The 16,317-nt window shown below is 70.9% G+C and carries 14 protein-coding genes; 11 read left to right on the top strand and 3 right to left on the bottom strand.

What is annotated here, in order from left to right; genetic code table 11:
• Positions 1-6: 6 nt before the first annotated feature.
• Positions 7-1,143, bottom strand: coding sequence for a glycosyltransferase (locus LSF15_RS01790; protein WP_232496806.1), 1,137 nt, complete (start codon positions 1,141-1,143; stop codon positions 7-9).
• Between the two features lie 148 nt (positions 1,144-1,291).
• Here LSF15_RS01790 and LSF15_RS01785 point away from each other — a divergent pair, with 148 nt between their 5' ends.
• The 5 genes from LSF15_RS01785 to LSF15_RS01765 all read left to right on the top strand — a co-directional run bounded on the left by LSF15_RS01785 (position 1,292) and on the right by LSF15_RS01765 (position 8,458).
• Positions 1,292-2,242, top strand: a complete 951-nt coding sequence (locus tag LSF15_RS01785; RefSeq protein WP_232496805.1) for a glycosyltransferase — start codon at positions 1,292-1,294, stop codon at positions 2,240-2,242.
• Positions 2,239-3,069, top strand: coding sequence for a glycosyltransferase (locus tag LSF15_RS01780; protein WP_232496804.1), 831 nt, complete (start codon positions 2,239-2,241; stop codon positions 3,067-3,069). The genes LSF15_RS01785 and LSF15_RS01780 overlap by 4 nt, the downstream gene beginning before the upstream one ends.
• Before the next feature lie 156 nt (positions 3,070-3,225).
• Positions 3,226-5,460 (top strand): LGFP repeat-containing protein, encoded by a 2,235-nt coding sequence (locus LSF15_RS01775; RefSeq protein ID WP_232496803.1) that lies wholly within the window; start codon positions 3,226-3,228, stop codon positions 5,458-5,460.
• 47 nt (positions 5,461-5,507) lie between these two features.
• On the top strand, positions 5,508-6,503 hold the full coding sequence (galE, locus tag LSF15_RS01770) for a UDP-glucose 4-epimerase GalE (protein ID WP_232496802.1): 996 nt from the start codon (positions 5,508-5,510) through the stop codon (positions 6,501-6,503).
• Positions 6,500-8,458, top strand: coding sequence for a DUF6541 family protein (locus LSF15_RS01765; RefSeq protein ID WP_232496801.1), 1,959 nt, complete (start codon positions 6,500-6,502; stop codon positions 8,456-8,458). Before galE ends, LSF15_RS01765 begins: the two co-directional genes overlap by 4 nt.
• An 18-nt stretch (positions 8,459-8,476) precedes the next feature.
• On the opposite strand, the gene LSF15_RS01760 is transcribed toward LSF15_RS01765, so the two are convergent.
• Both LSF15_RS01760 and LSF15_RS01755 read right to left on the bottom strand, forming a co-directional pair.
• Complete coding sequence (locus LSF15_RS01760) at positions 8,477-8,908, bottom strand: DUF2304 domain-containing protein (RefSeq protein WP_232496800.1); 432 nt, start codon at positions 8,906-8,908, stop codon at positions 8,477-8,479.
• A 3-nt stretch (positions 8,909-8,911) separates the two neighbouring features.
• The gene (locus tag LSF15_RS01755; protein WP_232496799.1) at positions 8,912-9,613 is read right to left on the bottom strand and encodes a glycosyltransferase family 2 protein; all 702 of its coding nucleotides are present in this window, start codon (positions 9,611-9,613) and stop codon (positions 8,912-8,914) included.
• 72 nt (positions 9,614-9,685) lie between these two features.
• On the opposite strand from LSF15_RS01755, the gene LSF15_RS01750 reads away from it, so the two are divergent.
• The 6 genes from LSF15_RS01750 to LSF15_RS01725 are packed head-to-tail and all read left to right on the top strand — an operon-like array spanning position 9,686 to position 16,245.
• Complete coding sequence (locus LSF15_RS01750) at positions 9,686-10,297, top strand: acyltransferase (protein ID WP_232496798.1); 612 nt, start codon at positions 9,686-9,688, stop codon at positions 10,295-10,297.
• Complete coding sequence (locus LSF15_RS01745) at positions 10,290-11,390, top strand: DegT/DnrJ/EryC1/StrS family aminotransferase (RefSeq protein ID WP_232496797.1); 1,101 nt, start codon at positions 10,290-10,292, stop codon at positions 11,388-11,390. The genes LSF15_RS01750 and LSF15_RS01745 overlap by 8 nt, the downstream gene beginning before the upstream one ends.
• Positions 11,390-12,376, top strand: coding sequence for a Gfo/Idh/MocA family protein (locus LSF15_RS01740; protein ID WP_232496796.1), 987 nt, complete (start codon positions 11,390-11,392; stop codon positions 12,374-12,376). The genes LSF15_RS01745 and LSF15_RS01740 overlap by 1 nt, the downstream gene beginning before the upstream one ends.
• Before the next feature lie 10 nt (positions 12,377-12,386).
• Complete coding sequence (locus LSF15_RS01735) at positions 12,387-13,580, top strand: glycosyltransferase family 4 protein (RefSeq protein WP_232496795.1); 1,194 nt, start codon at positions 12,387-12,389, stop codon at positions 13,578-13,580.
• Entirely contained in the window at positions 13,577-15,034 is a 1,458-nt protein-coding gene (locus LSF15_RS01730; protein ID WP_232496794.1) for a glycosyltransferase, read from the top strand. Before LSF15_RS01735 ends, LSF15_RS01730 begins: the two co-directional genes overlap by 4 nt.
• On the top strand, positions 15,031-16,245 hold the full coding sequence (locus LSF15_RS01725; RefSeq protein ID WP_232496793.1) for a glycosyltransferase: 1,215 nt from the start codon (positions 15,031-15,033) through the stop codon (positions 16,243-16,245). The genes LSF15_RS01730 and LSF15_RS01725 overlap by 4 nt, the downstream gene beginning before the upstream one ends.
• The last annotated feature ends 72 nt before the right edge of the window (positions 16,246-16,317 follow it).

The following is a 16,317-nucleotide window of genomic DNA, read 5'->3' as shown; positions in this document are numbered from 1 at the left end:
CGGTCGTCAGAGGTCGGCGTGCAGCTGCCACACCCGCTCGGCCGAATCGCGCCAGCTGAACGCGCGGGCCCGGTCGGTGCCGGCCACCGACATGCGGTCGGCGAGGTCGCTGTGCTCGACGACGGTCGTGACGGCGCCGGCGAGCCGGTCGACGTACCCGCCGGTGCCGACGGGAACGCTCATGCCGGCGTCGCCCGACACCTCGACGTATGCGGGGGTGTCGGAGTGGATCACGGGGACGCCGAGGCTGAACGCCTCGATGAGCGACGTGCCAGCGCCCTCTTCGTGGCTCGGTGCGATGAACGCGGTGGCGCCGGCGAGCACGGCTGCGAGGCCGGCGGGGTCGCCCGCTTCGATCGCCTGGACGCGGCTCGGCGCGACCCCTGCCTCTTCGGCGACCGCGGCGAGGTGGAGCTCGCCCCAGGTCTCGGGGCCGATGACGACGATCGGGATATCGGGCACCCCGGCCCGGCCGAGCGCCTCGAGCAGGTCGACGACGCCGCTGCGGGGCTCGAGCGACCCGACCGTGACGAGGTAGTCCTTGGGCAGGCGCAGCGCCTGCACGCGGGCGGCGGCGTCGGCCTGCAGCTTGAGTCCGGGGCGCGGTGCGGTGCCGATGACCCTCACGCGGTCGCCGAAGTCGGCGACCATCGCGAGGCGTTCGGCCAGCGCGTGGGTGGGCACCACGACGGCATCGGCGTGCTTGCGGGCGCGCTTCATCATGCCCTTGTGCCAGGCCACCGTGGCGGAGGTGAGCGACTCGGGGTGGGTCCACGCGAGCAGGTCGTGCACCGTGACGACGGTCTGGTCGAGGCCGGCCTCGCGGTCGTGTCGCCGCAACGGCGCGAAGAGTCCGGGAGCGTGGACCATGCCCCCGCCCGGCGAGGTGGTGAGCCCGAACTGCCACGCGGCCGCGAGCTCGCGGCGCGCGAGGCTCGTCTTGTAGAGGCCGGAGAGCCCGGGGAACCGGCGCATCAGCGCGTCGTAGTCGGTCGGCGGGGATGACGAGACGATGCCTTCGACGTCGCAGCCGGGGGGTGCCGTCGCGATGAGGGCCCCGGTCAGGGCCTCGGTGTACCGGCCGAGCGGGCCCGGCGCCGGGGCGACGACCTGGTCGACGACCATGCGAAGCGTCGTGGGCATGCCCCTCCTTCGAGTGTCGTGGTGTCGGGTTCCCAATCTAGCCGTCCGGCCGTCGGTGAAAGCCCTGAGTGCGGTGCCCTGTGGAGAGTCGGCCGGCCCGGACAGGGCAAGATAGGGGAGAGCCTTCCCCACCCTTCTGCGAGAGTCGATGAGTCCGTCACCTGAGCCAGCGCGCGTCGTCGCGGTCGTCGTCGCCTACAATCGCGCCGAGCTGCTCGCCGAGGTGCTCGCATCGCTCGCAGCCCAGCGCACCCCGCTCACGCGGGTCGTCGTCGTCGACAACGCCTCGACCGACGGCTCGGCCGAGGTCGCGCGCGCCGCAGGCGAGCTCGTGGACCTCGTCTCGCTGTCGCGCAACACCGGCGGTGCCGGCGGCTTCGCCGCAGGCATGGCCGTGGCGCTCGCCGACCACGAGCCCGACTGGCTGTGGCTCATGGACGACGACACCGTGCCCACCGAAGGCGCGCTCGCCGAACTGCTCGCGGCGGTCGAGGGCACCGACGCCGTCGTCGCGGGCTCGCGGGTCGTCTGGCACGACGGCAGCGAGCACCCCATGAACACGCCCCGCCAGAAGCCGTTCGTCTCGCGCGACGAACGCATCGCCGCGGCCCGCCACGGAGGCATCGCGATCCGCAGCACGTCGTTCGTGTCGATGCTCGTCCGCGCCGACGTCGTCCGAGAGATCGGCCTTCCCATCGCCGACTACTTCATCTGGAACGACGACTTCGAGTACTCCACGCGCGCCCTGCGCGGGCGGCGGGGCATCCACGTGCCCGCGTCGGTGGTCGTGCACAAGACCAAGGTGCTCGGGTCGACCGACGCCGACCCGGGGCCGCGGTTCTACTACGAGGTGCGCAACAAGCTCTGGATGTTCCGGCGTTCGTCGAGCCTCTCCACGGGCGAGAAGGTGCTGTACGGCGCCTCGAGCGTGCGCCGGTGGATGCGGGCGATCGCCCGCTCGCACGAGCGCCACGTGCTGCGCGACGGCTGGAAGCGCGGGTACCGTGACGGCACCCGCACGCGGCCGCGGCCCAACGCCATGGCGCTCGCGGGGCTCGGTCGCGCATCCGACGCCGTGCAACGGGTGGAGCCGTCGTGAGCGACGGGTTCGCGCTGCTGATGCCCGTCTACCGCGGCGACGATGCCGCGCACTTCGCCAAGGCGTTCTCGTCGAGCGTCGACGAGCAGTCGCTGAAGCCGTCGCAGGTCGTGCTCGTGCAAGACGGGCCGGTCGGCGACGACCTCGCCGCCGCGATCGACCGTGTCGTCGAGGCGAGCCCGGTTCCCGTCACCCGTCACGTCATCGACGAGAACGTCGGGCTCGCCCGAGCGCTGTCGATCGGGCTCGAGCTCGCCGAGCACGAGATCGTGGCCCGCATGGACGCCGATGACATCTCGCTGCCCGAGCGGTTCGCGAGGCAGCTGCCGGTCATCGACGCCGGCGTCGACCTGGTCGGCACCGGCATGTTCGAGTTCCTCGACGACGGCGGGGCCATCGTCGGGCGGCGCACCCCTCGCACCGGACACGACGAGATCGCGCGCTACGCGCGGTTCCACGACCCGTTCAGCCACCCCACGGTGATGTACCGCAAGTCCGCCGTCGCTCGGGCGGGCGGCTATCAGCCCCTCGGGCTGATGGAGGACTACTGGTTGTTCGCGAGGATGATCGACGCCGGGGCATCCGTCGAGAACATCCCCGACCCGCTCGTGATGTACCGCGTCGGCGCCGGGGCGTACGCCCGCCGCGGCGGGCGAGCGCAGTGGCGCAGCGAACTCGCGCTGCAGCGCGCGCTGCGGGGCATCCGCTTCACCACGCGGTGGGAGTACCTGCGCAACGTGACCGTGCGCGGGGTGTACCGGTTCGTTCCCGAGCGCTTGCGCAAGGTCGCCTACCGGCGGCTGATCGCGGGGCGCGCGCCGAGCTGACAGCGGGCGAGACCGCGTCGACCGGGCCGACGGGGTGCGTGATGACTCGCGGACGCCGATCCGCGGCGCGCGGTGCGAACGACTGCGGCCGCGACCGATTGCTCTTACCATGGTGCCGTTGCGCCAGCCGACGGCGCATCGGTTCGGGGGCTCGGCATGAACGGCGCGCGGAGGTGGTTGGGGGCGGTGCTGGCTGCGCTGCTCATCGTCGGGGGCGTCGGTCTCAACGCTACCGTGTCACCGGCGACGGACGCATCGGCGGCCGACGGACGCGATTTCAACCCCGGCATGATCATCAGCGACGCCGTCTTCTACGACAGCAGCACGATGACGGTCGCGCAGATCCAGTCGTTCCTGAACGCGCGGGTGCCGACGTGTCGCGTCGGATACGTCTGCCTGAAGGACTACCGACAGACGACGACGTCGCAGCCCGCCCGCAGCGAAGGATGCGCGGCCTACGCCGGCGTCGCGAACGAGAGCGCCGCGCAGATCATCTCCAAGGTGGCGCGGGCCTGCGGCATCAACCCGCGTGCGTTGATCGTGCTGCTCGAGAAGGAGCAGGGACTCGTCAGCGACACGTGGCCATCGGCCCGCCAGTACCGGTCGGCGACCGGGTACGGATGTCCCGACACCGCCGCCTGCGACACCGCATACTACGGCTTCTTCAATCAGGTGTACCAGGCGTCGTGGCAGTTCAAGAAGTACCGGGCCAGGCCCGCGGGACGTGCCTACCAGGCCGGACGGACGAACACCATCCTGTGGCATCCGAACGCCGGCTGCGGCTCGTCGCAGGTGTACATCCAGAATCAGGCGACCGCCGGGCTCTACCTCTACACGCCGTACCGGCCGAACGCGGCCGCGCTCGCGAACCTCTACGGCACCGGCGACGCATGCTCGAGTTACGGCAACCGCAACTTCTGGCGCATGTTCACCGACTGGTTCGGGTCGGCGAACGCTCCCGTCGTCGATCCCCGGCTCGCCGCGCTGTTCGCGTCGACGGGTGGGGCGGGCGGAATCCTCGGGCCCGCGACCGACCCGCCGGTGAACTACGCCGACGGCGGCGTCGGACAGGAGTTCCAGAAGGGCTGGGCGTACTGGTCCTCGCCGACCGGCGCGCACCGCACGGCGGGTTCCATCGGCAAGTCCTTCATCGCGCTCGGAGGACCTCCGGGAACACTCGGCTATCCCCTGACCGACCCGAGGGGCGAGCCGAGGTCCGGCTCGAGCCAGGCCTTCCAGCGGGGATCGCTGTACTGGTCGCCGACGACGAGCATCCACCTCGTGTCGGGCAGGATCCTCAATTCGTACGTCGCCCTCAACGGTCCGTCCGGCGTGATGGGGTTCCCGCTCGATCGCATTATCGGCGGGCCGAACAACGGCATCGGCCAGAGTTTCGTGGGCGGATGGCTGTGGGCCTCGCCGACGACGGGCATCCACCGGGTCTCGGGGGCGATCGCGAGGTCGTACCAGGCACTCCAGGGGCCCGCGGGCACGCTCGGCTACCCGATCGCCGCCCAGAAGGCGGGGAGCGGCGACTGGGTGCTGCAGTCGTTCGAGCGAGGCGTGCTGTACCACTCGCCCACGGGGGGCACCCATTTCGTGCTCGCCTCGATGCACAGCGGATACGCGAGCCTCGGCGGCGCGGGGGGCGCGCTCGGCGCACCGGTCGACAGCACGAGGTCGTACGCCGACGGGCAGGGCCAGCGATTCCGCAACGGCTGGCTGTACTGGTCGGCGGCGACCGGGCACGACCAGACGGTCGGTCGGCTCGGCGCATCGCACTGGGCACTCGGCGGGGCCGGCGGCCTGCTCGGCTATCCGGCGGCCGCGCAACGCGCCGAGCCGGGCGGGGGACTCAGCCAGCAGTTCACCCGTGGCGCGCTGTACTCGTCGCCGACCAAGGGCATCCACTACGTCTCGGGCGCACTCAACGGGGAGTACCAGCGGCTCGGGGGTGTCGGCGGAACCCTGGGACATCCGCTCGACAGCACGAAGACCTACGCGGGCGGCGCGACGCAGCGCTTCGAACGGGGGTGGCTGTCGTGGACCGCGAGCACCGGGTTCGTCACGACGGGCGGCGTGATCGCCGCGTCGTACACGGCGCTCGGCGGGCCTGCCGGCGTGCTCGGCCACCCGGTCGCGGCCCGTGCACCGGGGGCAGGCGGCGGCTACAGCCAGGAGTTCCAGAACGGCTGGCTCATCTGGTCGCCGGCCTCGAGCATCGATCGCATCGCGCGTCCGATCGGCGAGTACTACTTCGCGAACGGCGCCTCGGCGACGCTCGGGTACCCGAAGGACAGCACGCGTCAGCTCGCCGGCGGCGTGCTCGAGCAGGAGTTCACGCACGTGCGGCTGCGGTGGACGAGCGCAACAGGGGTCGTGCGGTACTGACCGGGCGCACAGCGAAGCCTCCGACCTGCCCGGGTATGCTGTGCGACGTGTCTGTCCTCATCACCGGCGGAGCCGGCTACATCGGCGCGCATATCGTCAGGCTGCTCCGCGAACGGGGCGACGACGTGGTGGTCGTCGACGACCTGTCGAGCGGTGACCCCGCCCGACTGGGCGACACCCCGCTCGTCACGTTCGACCTCGCGGCAGCCGACGCGGTCGACCGGCTGCGAGCGACCATCGAGCGGTACTCGGTCGAGAGCATCATCCACCTTGCGGCCCGCAAGCAGGTCGGGGAGTCCGTCGCGCACCCCGCCATGTACTTCCGCGACAACATCGGCTCGCTCGCGAACGTCGTCGAGGCGTGCGCGCTCGCGGGCGTGACGCGACTCGTGTACTCGTCGTCGGCCGCGGTGTACGGCATCCCGAGCGGCGCACCCGTCACCGAAGACGCGGCGACCGAGCCGATCAACCCCTACGGCGAGACCAAGCTGGTGGGCGAGTGGCTCGTGCGCGACGCGGCCCCGGCCCACGGACTGCGATCGGTCACCCTTCGCTACTTCAACGTCGCCGGCGCCGGATGGGACGACCTCGGCGACCCGAACGTGCAGAACCTCGTGACGATCGCGATCGACCGCACCGTGCGCGGGCTCGCCCCGGTCGTCTTCGGCGACTCGTTCGACACCCCCGACGGCACCGGGGTCCGTGACTACGTCCACGTGATGGACCTCGCCGAGGCGCACCTCGCATCGCTCGACGCGCTCGACGCCCTCGGCGCGGCCGGCGGCCCCGCAGACGCCACGGTCTACAACGTGGGCACGGGGCAGGGCGCGAGCGTGCGCGAGGTGCTGGCGAGCCTCGCGGGCGCCTCGGGCGAAGCATTCGACCCGATCGTCGACCCGCCACGGCCCGGGGACCCGCCCTCGGTCGTCGCCGATGCCAGTCGCATCGCCGCGGACCTCGGTTGGCGGTCGTCCCGCACCCTCGACGAGATGGTCGTCTCCGCCTGGCGCGCGCACGAGTGGCGTTCGCGGACGCCGGCATGACCTGGCTGGAGTTCGCGCCGGTCCTCCTGCTCGCGGTCGCGGTGCTCTACGTGCCCGGCCTCGCGCTCGGCCTCGCGATCGGTGCGCGCAGGTTCACGTTGTGGGCGACGGCGCCGGCCATCACCGTGGCGTTCGTGTCGATCGCGGCGATCGTCTTCGGCCGGCTGGGCATCGACTGGTCGCTGCTCACCGTCTCCGCGGCCGCCGGGGCGGTGGCGATCGTGGCGGGGACCGCACGGCAGCTCGTGCGGCGTCGGGCAGCCAAGGGCCCCGCACCCGAACCGCTCTTCACCTGGTGGACCATCGGGTCGCTCACGGTCGCCGCGCTCATCATCGGCGTGCAGCTGGTCATCGGATTCCAGCGCCCCGACAGCATCTCGCAGACCTTCGACGCGTTCTTCCACCTCAACGGCATCAGGTACATCGTCGAGACCGGAAGCGCCTCGTCGTTCGACATCCAGGGGCTCGTGCTCCCGGCAGGGCAGACCGCGTTCTACCCGGCCGGATGGCACGGCGTGACCTCGCTCGTCGCCGCATCGGCCGACGTCGCGATCCCGGCCGCCGTCAATGCGGTGAACCTCGCGGTCGCCGCGCTCGTCTGGCCGGCCGGCTGCATGCTGCTCATGCGGTCGCTGCTGCCGAAGAGCCGCGCGGCCATCGCCGCGGTCGGGGTATTGAGCGCCGCCTTCCCGGCGTTCCCGCTGTGGATGCTCACGTTCGGCGTGCTCTACCCCTACTTCCTCGGGCTGGCACTGCTGCCGATCGCCCTCGCGCTGGGATTCTCGCTCGGCCAGGAGCGCGTCTGGCACCGCCGCGGGCTCATCTTCCGTTCGGTGCTCCTCGTGATCGCCCTCGTCGCCATCGCGTTCGCGCAGCCGGCCGCCGCCTTCGGCTGGGCGGCGATCACGCTGCCGCTCGCGGTGTTCAGGATCGTGGGCGCCGTGCGCACGCAGTCGGGTTGGCGGCGAGCGGCCGGATGGCTCGTGCTCGCGCTGGCCCTCATCGTGTTCGCCGCCGCGTGGGTCTGGTTCGGCCGCATCGGCGAGAACACGCCATGGCCCGCGTACACGAACGCGTTCATCGCCCTGTTCGAGGCAGTGACGTACGGCTTCGACGGCCGGGTCATCGCGATCGTCGCCGGCGTGCTCACGATCGTCGGCGTCGTCGACCTGATCCGCCGTCGGGACAAGCTGTGGTTCGTCGCCGGCTGGGCCATGGCCGTGCTGCTGTTCGTCGTCGCGGCGGGCGGGCCGTCGTGGCGGCTTCGAGCGCTCGTCACCGGCATCTTCTATCGCGACCCGCCTCGACTCGCGGCGCTGCTCATCATCGTCGCCGTGCCGATGGCCGTCTTCGGTGCGCTCGCGCTCTGGCGGGCGGTGCAGCGCTTCGTGCTGCCGAGGATCGGCGTGCAACCGGCGACCGCCCGGGCGACCGTGGTCGCGGCCGGCCTGCTCGCGCTTCTCGTCGTCGGCACGCAGAGCGCTGCCGTCTGGGGTCAGCTCGCGTTGACCGCCCGCGCGTACACCGACGCCGAGGACGCTCCGATCCTGTCCGGCAGCGAGCGGGCGCTCATCGAGCGGATTCCCGAGCATGTCGCCGAAGACGCGGTGATCGCCGGCAATCCGTGGACGGGCGCGGCGTTCGCGTATGCCCTGACGGGCCGCCACATGCTCAACCCGCACTTCAACTCGTACGTGTTCCCGCAGGCTCCGCTCATCAACGAGAAGCTGAACGAGGCACTCGACGACCCCGCGGTGTGCGAGGCGGTGCGCGAGGCGGGTGTGACCCACGTGCTCGACTTCGGCACCTACTTCCGCGACTCCGGCGAGACCGGGGTCCGGATCGACGGGTCGACGCCGTTCGTGGGCCTGAAGGACCTCGAGGAGGCCGGCGTCGCCGAAGCGGTCGACCGTGAGGGCGATGCCGTGCTCTACCGGATCACGGCCTGCGACTGATCAGTCGGCGGTTCGGGCTCAGCCGACCTGGTCGGCGGCGTCGTCACGACGCGGCGCGTCGACGACCGGGGGGCGGTCGCCACGCGTCGCCGTGTCGACCGCGGCGGCGCGGCGCAGCGCGTCTTCGGCCTGGGCGCGGGCGAGGGTGATCTCACGTGCGAGGTGGGTGATGCGGCGGTTGAGCTGCACGTTGCGCCGGTAGGTCGTCGCGACCGAGATGAGGAACGCGAGCACGAGCGCGTACAGCAACAGGTCGGCTCCACGGCCCACCCCGATGAGGTTGGCGATGTAACTCAGCCACTGGGGGAACAGGATCGACACGATCGCGACGAGGACGAACGCGAACATGAACAGTCGCCGGATCGCGAGGTGGCTGTCGCCGCCCGCGGGGCGGGCGAGGAACAGGCCGATCACGATGACGGCCACGACGAGGAGGATCTGGATCCACATGGGTCACTTCACCAGCAGGTCGACGAGGATGTTGACCGAGTTCAGCACGGACTGGCCCTTCGATTTCGAGTAGTCGGTGTACAGGAGCTCGACCGGGAACTCGCGCCACGGCAGACCGGTGCGGCCGAGCTTGAGCACGATCTCGGTGGCGTGCGCCATGCGGTCCTGTTCGAGGGTGATGCGCGACGCCGCATCGGTTCTGATCACGCGGAGCCCGTTGTGCGCGTCGGTGAGTTCGAGGCCGGTGGTGCGGTTGGTGACCCATACGGCCGTCTTCAGCACGACTCGCTTGACCCAGCCCGGGTTCGTGCGGTCGTCGAGGAATCGCGAGCCGAAGACGATGGCCACGTCGTCGCGCTCGGCGAGGTCGAGCATGAGCATCGCGTCTTCGATGCGGTGCTGGCCGTCGGCATCGAACGTGACGATGTAGCGGGCGTCGGGTTGCGTGCGCACGTACTCGAAACCGGTCTGCAGGGCGGCGCCCTGGCCGAGATTGACGGGATGCCGCAGCACGCGTGCTCCGGCCGCCTCTGCCGCGGCGATCGAGCCGTCGGTGCTGCCGTCGTCGATGCACACGATGTGGTCGAAATGCTCGCGGAGCTCTGCGACGACGCGACCGATGACGGATTCTTCGTTGTACAGCGGGATCACGATCCAGGTGTCGCGTGAGTGGCGCCGCGGGTCGACCTGGGCGGAACTGTCCATCAGGCCATTCTTGCAGAACAGGATAGGCTGGGCGCGCACCCGCGACCGCCGTTCAGGCATAGGAGTCCCCGCTTGTCACCCACTTCGCGCATTCGCGTCGCCGAGTCCGCCGATGTCTCCGCTGAGGCGACGATCGGCGACGGCAGCTCCGTCTGGCACCTCGCACAGGTGCGCGAATCGGCGGTGCTCGGCGAGAACTGCGTCATCGGCCGGGGAGCCTACATCGGCACCGGAGTGCGGCTCGGTGACAACTGCAAGGTGCAGAACTACGCACTCGTCTACGAGCCCGCCGTGCTCGGCGACGGGGTGTTCATCGGCCCGGCCGTCGTGCTCACCAACGACACCTACCCGCGTGCGGTGAATCCCGACGGCACGCTCAAGAGCGCCCACGACTGGGAGGCCGTCGGAGTCACGATTCGCGAGGGGGCGTCGATCGGCGCGCGCGCGGTATGCGTCGCGCCGGTTACCATCGGTGCGTGGGCCACGATCGCGGCAGGTGCCGTGGTCACGAAAGACGTGCCCGACCACGCCCTCATGGTGGGCGTCCCCGCCCGGCGCATCGGCTGGGTCGGACGGGCCGGTCAACCGCTCGAGCGCGATGGCGACGAATGGCGGTGCCCCGTGACGTCCACGAGATACGCAGAGGCCGACGGAGCCCTGAGAGAGGTAACAACGAATGACTGACGCGTTCATTCCCCCCGCGAAGCCGATCATCGGCGATGACGAGCGGGAGGCAGTCGATCGCGTGCTGCGCTCCGGCATGGTCGCGCAGGGACCCGAGGTCGCGGCGTTCGAGCAGGAGTTCGCCGACGTGCTCGTGCAGGGTCGTGCCTCGGTGGCCGTGAACTCGGGCACCTCGGGCCTGCACCTCGGCCTGCTGGCGGCCGGCATCGGCCCGGGCGACGAGGTCATCGTGCCGTCGTTCACGTTCGCGGCGACGGCGAACTCGGTCGCGCTCACTGGGGCCACCCCCGTGTTCGCCGACATCGAGCCCGAGCAGTTCAGCCTCGACCCCGCGGCCGTCGAAGCGGCGATCACCGAGCGCACGGCGGCGATCATGCCCGTGCACCTGTACGGCCACCCGGCCCGCATGACCGAACTCGGTGAACTCGCCGAGCGGCGCGGCCTGGCCCTGTTCGAAGACGCCGCGCAGGCGCACGGGGCCTCGCTGCACGGCCGCAACGTCGGCACGTTCGGTCGGTTCGCGATGTTCAGCCTCTACCCGACCAAGAACATGACCAGCGGTGAGGGCGGCATGGTGAGCTGCGATTCGGCAGAGCTCGTGCGCGCGGTCAAGCTGCTGCGCAACCAGGGCATGGAGGCGCAGTACCAGAACGAGGTCGTCGGGTTCAACGCCCGCATGACCGACATCCACGCGGCGATCGGCCGTGTGCAGCTGACGAAGGTCGGCGCATGGACCGCGGCGCGGCGGGCGAACGCTGCGACCCTCGACCGCGAGCTGCGCGGCGTGACGGTGCCGCCGGTGGCCGACGGCGCCGTGCACGTCTACCACCAGTACACGATCCGGGTTCCCGAAGACCGCGACGGGTTCGTCGCCGCCCTCAAGCAGCAGTACGGCGTCGGCAGCGGTGTCTACTATCCCGTCCCCAACCACCGGCTCGCGTCGCTCGAGCACTTCGCACCGGGGCTTCACCTCGAGCAGACCGAGCGTGCCGCGGCCGAGGTCGTCTCCCTGCCGGTGCATCCGTCGCTGAGCCGACGCGACCTCGAACGCATCGTCGAAGGCGTGAACGCCCTCGCCGGAGCGGGCGCCTGATGGCCGAGCTGCGCGCCGGCCTCCTCGGCGTCGGCATGATGGGCCGCCACCATGCCCGAGTGCTTCGCGAGCTCCCGGGTGTCGACCTTGTGGCCATCGCCGACCCGGGCGGCGACCCGCACGGCGTCGCCGGCGACCTCGCGATCCTTCCCGATGTCGAGGCGATGATCGCGACCGGCATCGACATCGCGGTCGTCGCGATCCCCACCCGCTTCCACTACGACGCGGCGATGAAGCTCGCCGAGGCCGGTGTGCACACGCTCGTCGAGAAGCCCATCGCGCAGACCGTCGAGCAGGGGCGCGAGATGGTCGAGGCGTTCAAGGCCCGCGGCCTCGTGGGTGCCGTGGGGCACATCGAGCGATTCAATCCCGCACTCCAGGAGCTGCGCCGTCGTATCGCGGCCGGTGACGTGGGCGAGGTGTACCAGATCGCCACTCGCCGTCAGGGTCCGTTCCCGGCGCGCATCGCCGATGTCGGCGTCGTGAAAGACCTGGGGTCGCACGATGTCGACCTCACCGCGTGGGTCGCCCAGAGCGAGTACGCGTCGATCGCCGCGCAGACGCTGCACAAGAGCGGCCGCGAGTATGAAGACATGGTGCTCGCCACCGGGCGGCTGCAGAACGGGGTGCTCGTCAGCCACATCGTGAACTGGCTGAGCCCCATGAAGGAGCGCGTCACCATCGTCACGGGCGAGCTCGGCTCCTTCGTCGCCGACACCTCGACCGGCGACCTCACCTTCTTCCGCAACGGCACCGTGCCGACCGAGTGGGAGGCCGTCTCGGCGTTCCGCGGTGTGAGCGAGGGCGACATGACGCGGTTCGCTTTCGCGAAGCGCGAGCCGCTGCGAGTCGAACACGAGGCGTTCCGCGACGCGGTGCTCGGCGAGCGGTTCGAAGTGGTGACGATGGACGAGGGGTTGCGCACGCTCGAGGTCGTCGAGGGGGTCATCCGCTCGGCGACGACCGGCGACTCCGTCGAGTTCTAGCATCAGGTACGTGAAACGAGGCACCTCGCCGATGCGAGTCGTGATCACCAGCCGCATCTACGCGCCCGAGCCGGCTGCCGCCGCATACCGGCTCTCGGCGCTCGCCGAGGCGTTGGCCGCGCGGGGCGATCGGGTGACGGTGCTCACGACGAAGCCCTCGGCACGTGCTGGCGACGCACGGATCGACGATGCCGTGCACGAGCTGCCGAACGTGTGGGTCAGGCGAGCTCCGGTGCTGCGCGATCGCACCGGGCAGGTGCGCGGGTACCTGCAGTACCTGAGCTTCGACGTCCCGCTCTTCTTCCGCCTGCTCTTCGCGCGCCGCAGCGACGTCGTCGTGACCGAGCCGCCGCCCACGACCGGGTTCGTCGTACGACTCGTGTGCGCGCTGCGGCGCACGCCGTACGTCTACTACGCGGCCGACATCTGGTCGGATGCCGCGGAGTCGACCGGTGCCCCTGGGTTCGTCGTCCGTGTCGTGCGCGGGCTCGAGCGCTGGGCGTTGCGGGGCGCTCGTCACGTGATCGCGGTGACCGACGGCGTGGCCGAACGCGTGCGGAATCTCGCCGGGCATGAGCGGGTGACCGTCGTGCGCAACGGCATCGACACCCGGGTGTTCACGCCAGACGGTCCGGTGGTCGATGCGCCGCCGACCGCGGTGTACGCCGGCACGACGTCGGAGTGGCAGGGCGCCGACCTGTTCGTTCGAGCCTGGCCGACGGTGCTCGCTGCGATCCCCGGGGCCCGGCTCGTGTTCCTCGGCCAGGGCAGTGCCTGGGAGGAGCTCCGGCAGCTGGCGCGGGCGCACGCGCCCGAGTCGATCGAGTTCCACGACCTGGTTCCGCCTGCCGAGGCGGCGACGTGGCTGCGCTCGGCACGCGCGGGGCTCGTCAGCCTGAAGCCCGGACAGGGATACGACTTCGCCTTTCCGACGAAGGTGTACGCGGCGCTCGCCTGCGGAACACCGGTCGTCTACGCGGGTCCCGGCGCCGCGGTCGCGGTCATCGAGGACGACCGGCTCGGTCACGCCGTCGACTACGACGCGGTCGAGGTCGCCTCCGCACTCATCGAGGCACTCGGGCGCGACCGGGGCAGCGATGCTGCACGGCTCGCCGCGTGGACGACCGAGCATGCGTCGATCGCCGCGACCGCGCGCGTCGCCGCCGACATCGTGCGACAGAATGCGAGGGAACGATCGGCATGACGACTCCACCGACCTATGAGGCGAGCGGCGTCACCGCTCCGCGCATCGCGTTCGTCGTCTACAACGACGTGCACCGCGACACCCGCGTGCGACGCATCGCGAAGGCGGCGGTCGACGCCGGTGCCGAGGTGCGGATCTTCGCGTTCGGCGGGGCGCGCGTGAGCCAGTACGCGGTCGGGGTCGAGCGCGACGATGCGGGGTACGAGATCGAGCGCGTGCCGATCGCGTCGATCGGTCACGTGCTCGTCGACGCCGGGCAGGCGGTCAGGCGGATGCTGCGTCGCGGGCGTCGCGCGTCGCCGCAGCGCCCGGCCGGCTCGAGCGTGCAGGCCGCCCCCGCCCAGCAGTCGCCCACGGCAGAGGGCGTTCCCGCGATCGATCCCGGCCCACGCGCCGGTGAGCCGGCCGGGCCGCGGGGTGCCAAGGGCTGGGTGATCACCCAATGGCGTCGTGCCGACCGCACGGTGCGGCAGTTCTCGTTCTGGCGAAACGCGCGACGTGCCGTGAAGCGATGGAACCCGGTGCTCGTGCACACCCACGATGCCAACACGCTGCGCGTGGCGACGCACGTCGCACGTCGCCTGCGCATCCCGTTCGTCTACGACTCGCACGAGCTGTGGACGCACCGCAACGTGAGTGCCGATCGTCCCGTGGCCAAACGACTTGAGGGGCCTATGGAGCGCCGCGGCGCACGCCGTGCCGCCGCGGTCATCACGGTCTCGCCGAGCATCGCCGAGTGGCTGCAACGCAACTACTCGCTGCGAGAGCTGCCCACGCTCGTGCGGAACATCCCGCCGTTCGACGGACGCGGGCCCGACCCCTCGTCGGGGCGGCTGCACGAGCTCGCGGGCCTGCCGGCCGATGCGCGTGTCGTCGTCTACTGCGGCGGCATCACCTTCAACCGCGGAATCGAGCGCGTCATCGAGGCCGTGCCGCATCTGGCGCAGGGCACGCACTTCGTGCTGCTCGGTGAGGGCACCGAAGTGTACGTCGGCGGGCTGCGTCGGCTCATCGAGCGCGTCGGCGTCGCCGATCGCGTGCACTTCGCCGGCGCCGTCGACTCCGCAGCGGTGTCCGCCGCGCTCGCTGACGCCGACGTCTCGGTCGCACTGACCCAGCCGACCGTGCTCTCGTACGAGTACTCGCTGCCGAACAAGCTCTTCGAGTCGGTGCATGCGGGCCTGCCGGTCATCACCTCGAACACGAAGGACGCCGCCGCGATCGTCAGGGAGTACGGACTCGGGCAGGTGGTTGATCCGAACGCGTCACCGGTCGAACTCGCGGCCGCAATCGAGTCGATCGTGCCCGACGCCGCGCGGTACCGCGAGGCCGCTCGTGCGGCGGCACGAGAACTGACCTGGCAGCACGAGGCGGCCCGGCTCATCGACCTGCACAATCGGGTTCTCGCGGAATCGAGAGCAGGTCGACGAGCAGGAAGGACACCGCGATCGTGACCGATGAGCAGCCTGCAGAGTCCGGCGAGGTGCGCGCGAGCGCGCTGCGCCGCGCGACCTGGCGTGCGCTGGGTGCGATGCCCGAGGCCCTGCAGTTGCGGGTCAACCCGCGCAAGTACGGGTTCGCTCCCCGTGATCGGCCGACGCCGCCGGTCGCGCCCGCGACGCCCGTACGCCTCTACATCGGTCCCGTGAACTCGGCCGCCCAGGGGTACGCGTGGGCGCGTGCCGCCGAGCGCCTGCCCGGTGTCGGGGCCGTCGACATGCAGCATCGCGGCACGAGCGGGTTCGGGTTCCCGAGCGACTACAGCGTGCCGTCCACCGTGTTCGTCCGATCCGAGGCATGGCAGAAGGCGCATTTCCGGGCCGTCTCCCGATCGTTCTCGCACGTCATGATCGAGTCGGTCTGGCCGCTGTTCACCTCGCGGTTCGGCAATGACGTGGCGCGCGAGGTCGACGCGCTTCGCGACGTAGGGGTGCGCGTCGCGATGATCGCGCACGGCAGCGACATCCGCCTTCCCGATCGGCATGCCCGCATCGACGAGTGGTCGCCGTTCCGCGACGGCGTGTGGGAGGCGACGCCCAGGCTGCAGGCGCAGGCGGAGGCGAAGCACGACGTGCTTCGGCGAGTGGGCGCACCGGTGTTCGTGTCGACTCCCGACCTTCTGCTCGACTGGCCAGGGGCGACGGTGCTGCCCGTCGTCGTCGACCCTGCCCGATGGCAGTCGGCGATCGCGCCGCTCGAGCGGCGTGTGCCCGTCGTCGTGCACGCGCCCAGTCGCGCCGCGGTGAAGGGGACCGACCTGATCCGACCGGTCGTGCAGTCCCTCGCCGACCGCGGGCTCATCGACTATCGCGAGTTCAGCGGCATCCCGGCCGCCGAGATGCCCGGTCACGTCGGTGACGCCGACATCGTGCTCGAGCAGTTCCGCATCGGCACCTACTCCGTCGCCGCGGTCGAGGCGATGGCCGCGGGCCGGGTCGTGGTCGGCCATGTGCATGACCAGGTGCGCGAGCAGGTCGCAGCGCATCATGGGCTCGAGTTGCCCGTCGTCCAGGCGACCCCGCACACGCTCGAGGCCGTGCTGCTCGACATGCTCGATCGCCGCGACCACTATCGCGGCGTCGCCGCAGCCGGAGCCGATTTCGCCCGTTCGGTGCACGACGGGCGGGTTTCGGCCGATGTGCTGCGCGGCTTCCTGCTCGGCTGACCCGCCCTCAGCATACGGACATGACGGCTGTGGGAGGATTGACGATCGATCGCCCACTGCGGAACCCGCCGC

Source organism: Agromyces humatus, from assembly GCF_021228295.1.
Lineage (GTDB): Bacteria > Actinomycetota > Actinomycetes > Actinomycetales > Microbacteriaceae > Agromyces > Agromyces humatus.
This window is presented reverse-complemented; position numbering and strand designations above follow the sequence as displayed.

What these genes read in the sequence shown, in the direction of transcription:
- LSF15_RS01775 (WP_232496803.1), top strand. Translation starts at nt 3,226, where the DNA reads ATGAACGGCGCGCGGAGGTGGTTGGGGGCGGTGCTGGCTGCGCTGCTC.
- LSF15_RS01765 (WP_232496801.1), top strand. Translation starts at nt 6,500, where the DNA reads ATGACCTGGCTGGAGTTCGCGCCGGTCCTCCTGCTCGCGGTCGCGGTG.
- LSF15_RS01745 (WP_232496797.1), top strand. Translation starts at nt 10,290, where the DNA reads ATGACTGACGCGTTCATTCCCCCCGCGAAGCCGATCATCGGCGATGAC.
- LSF15_RS01785 (WP_232496805.1), top strand. Translation starts at nt 1,292, where the DNA reads ATGAGTCCGTCACCTGAGCCAGCGCGCGTCGTCGCGGTCGTCGTCGCC.
- LSF15_RS01755 (WP_232496799.1), bottom strand. Translation starts at nt 9,613, where the DNA reads ATGGACAGTTCCGCCCAGGTCGACCCGCGGCGCCACTCACGCGACACC.
- LSF15_RS01760 (WP_232496800.1), bottom strand. Translation starts at nt 8,908, where the DNA reads ATGTGGATCCAGATCCTCCTCGTCGTGGCCGTCATCGTGATCGGCCTG.
- LSF15_RS01790 (WP_232496806.1), bottom strand. Translation starts at nt 1,143, where the DNA reads ATGCCCACGACGCTTCGCATGGTCGTCGACCAGGTCGTCGCCCCGGCG.
- LSF15_RS01740 (WP_232496796.1), top strand. Translation starts at nt 11,390, where the DNA reads ATGGCCGAGCTGCGCGCCGGCCTCCTCGGCGTCGGCATGATGGGCCGC.
- LSF15_RS01730 (WP_232496794.1), top strand. Translation starts at nt 13,577, where the DNA reads ATGACGACTCCACCGACCTATGAGGCGAGCGGCGTCACCGCTCCGCGC.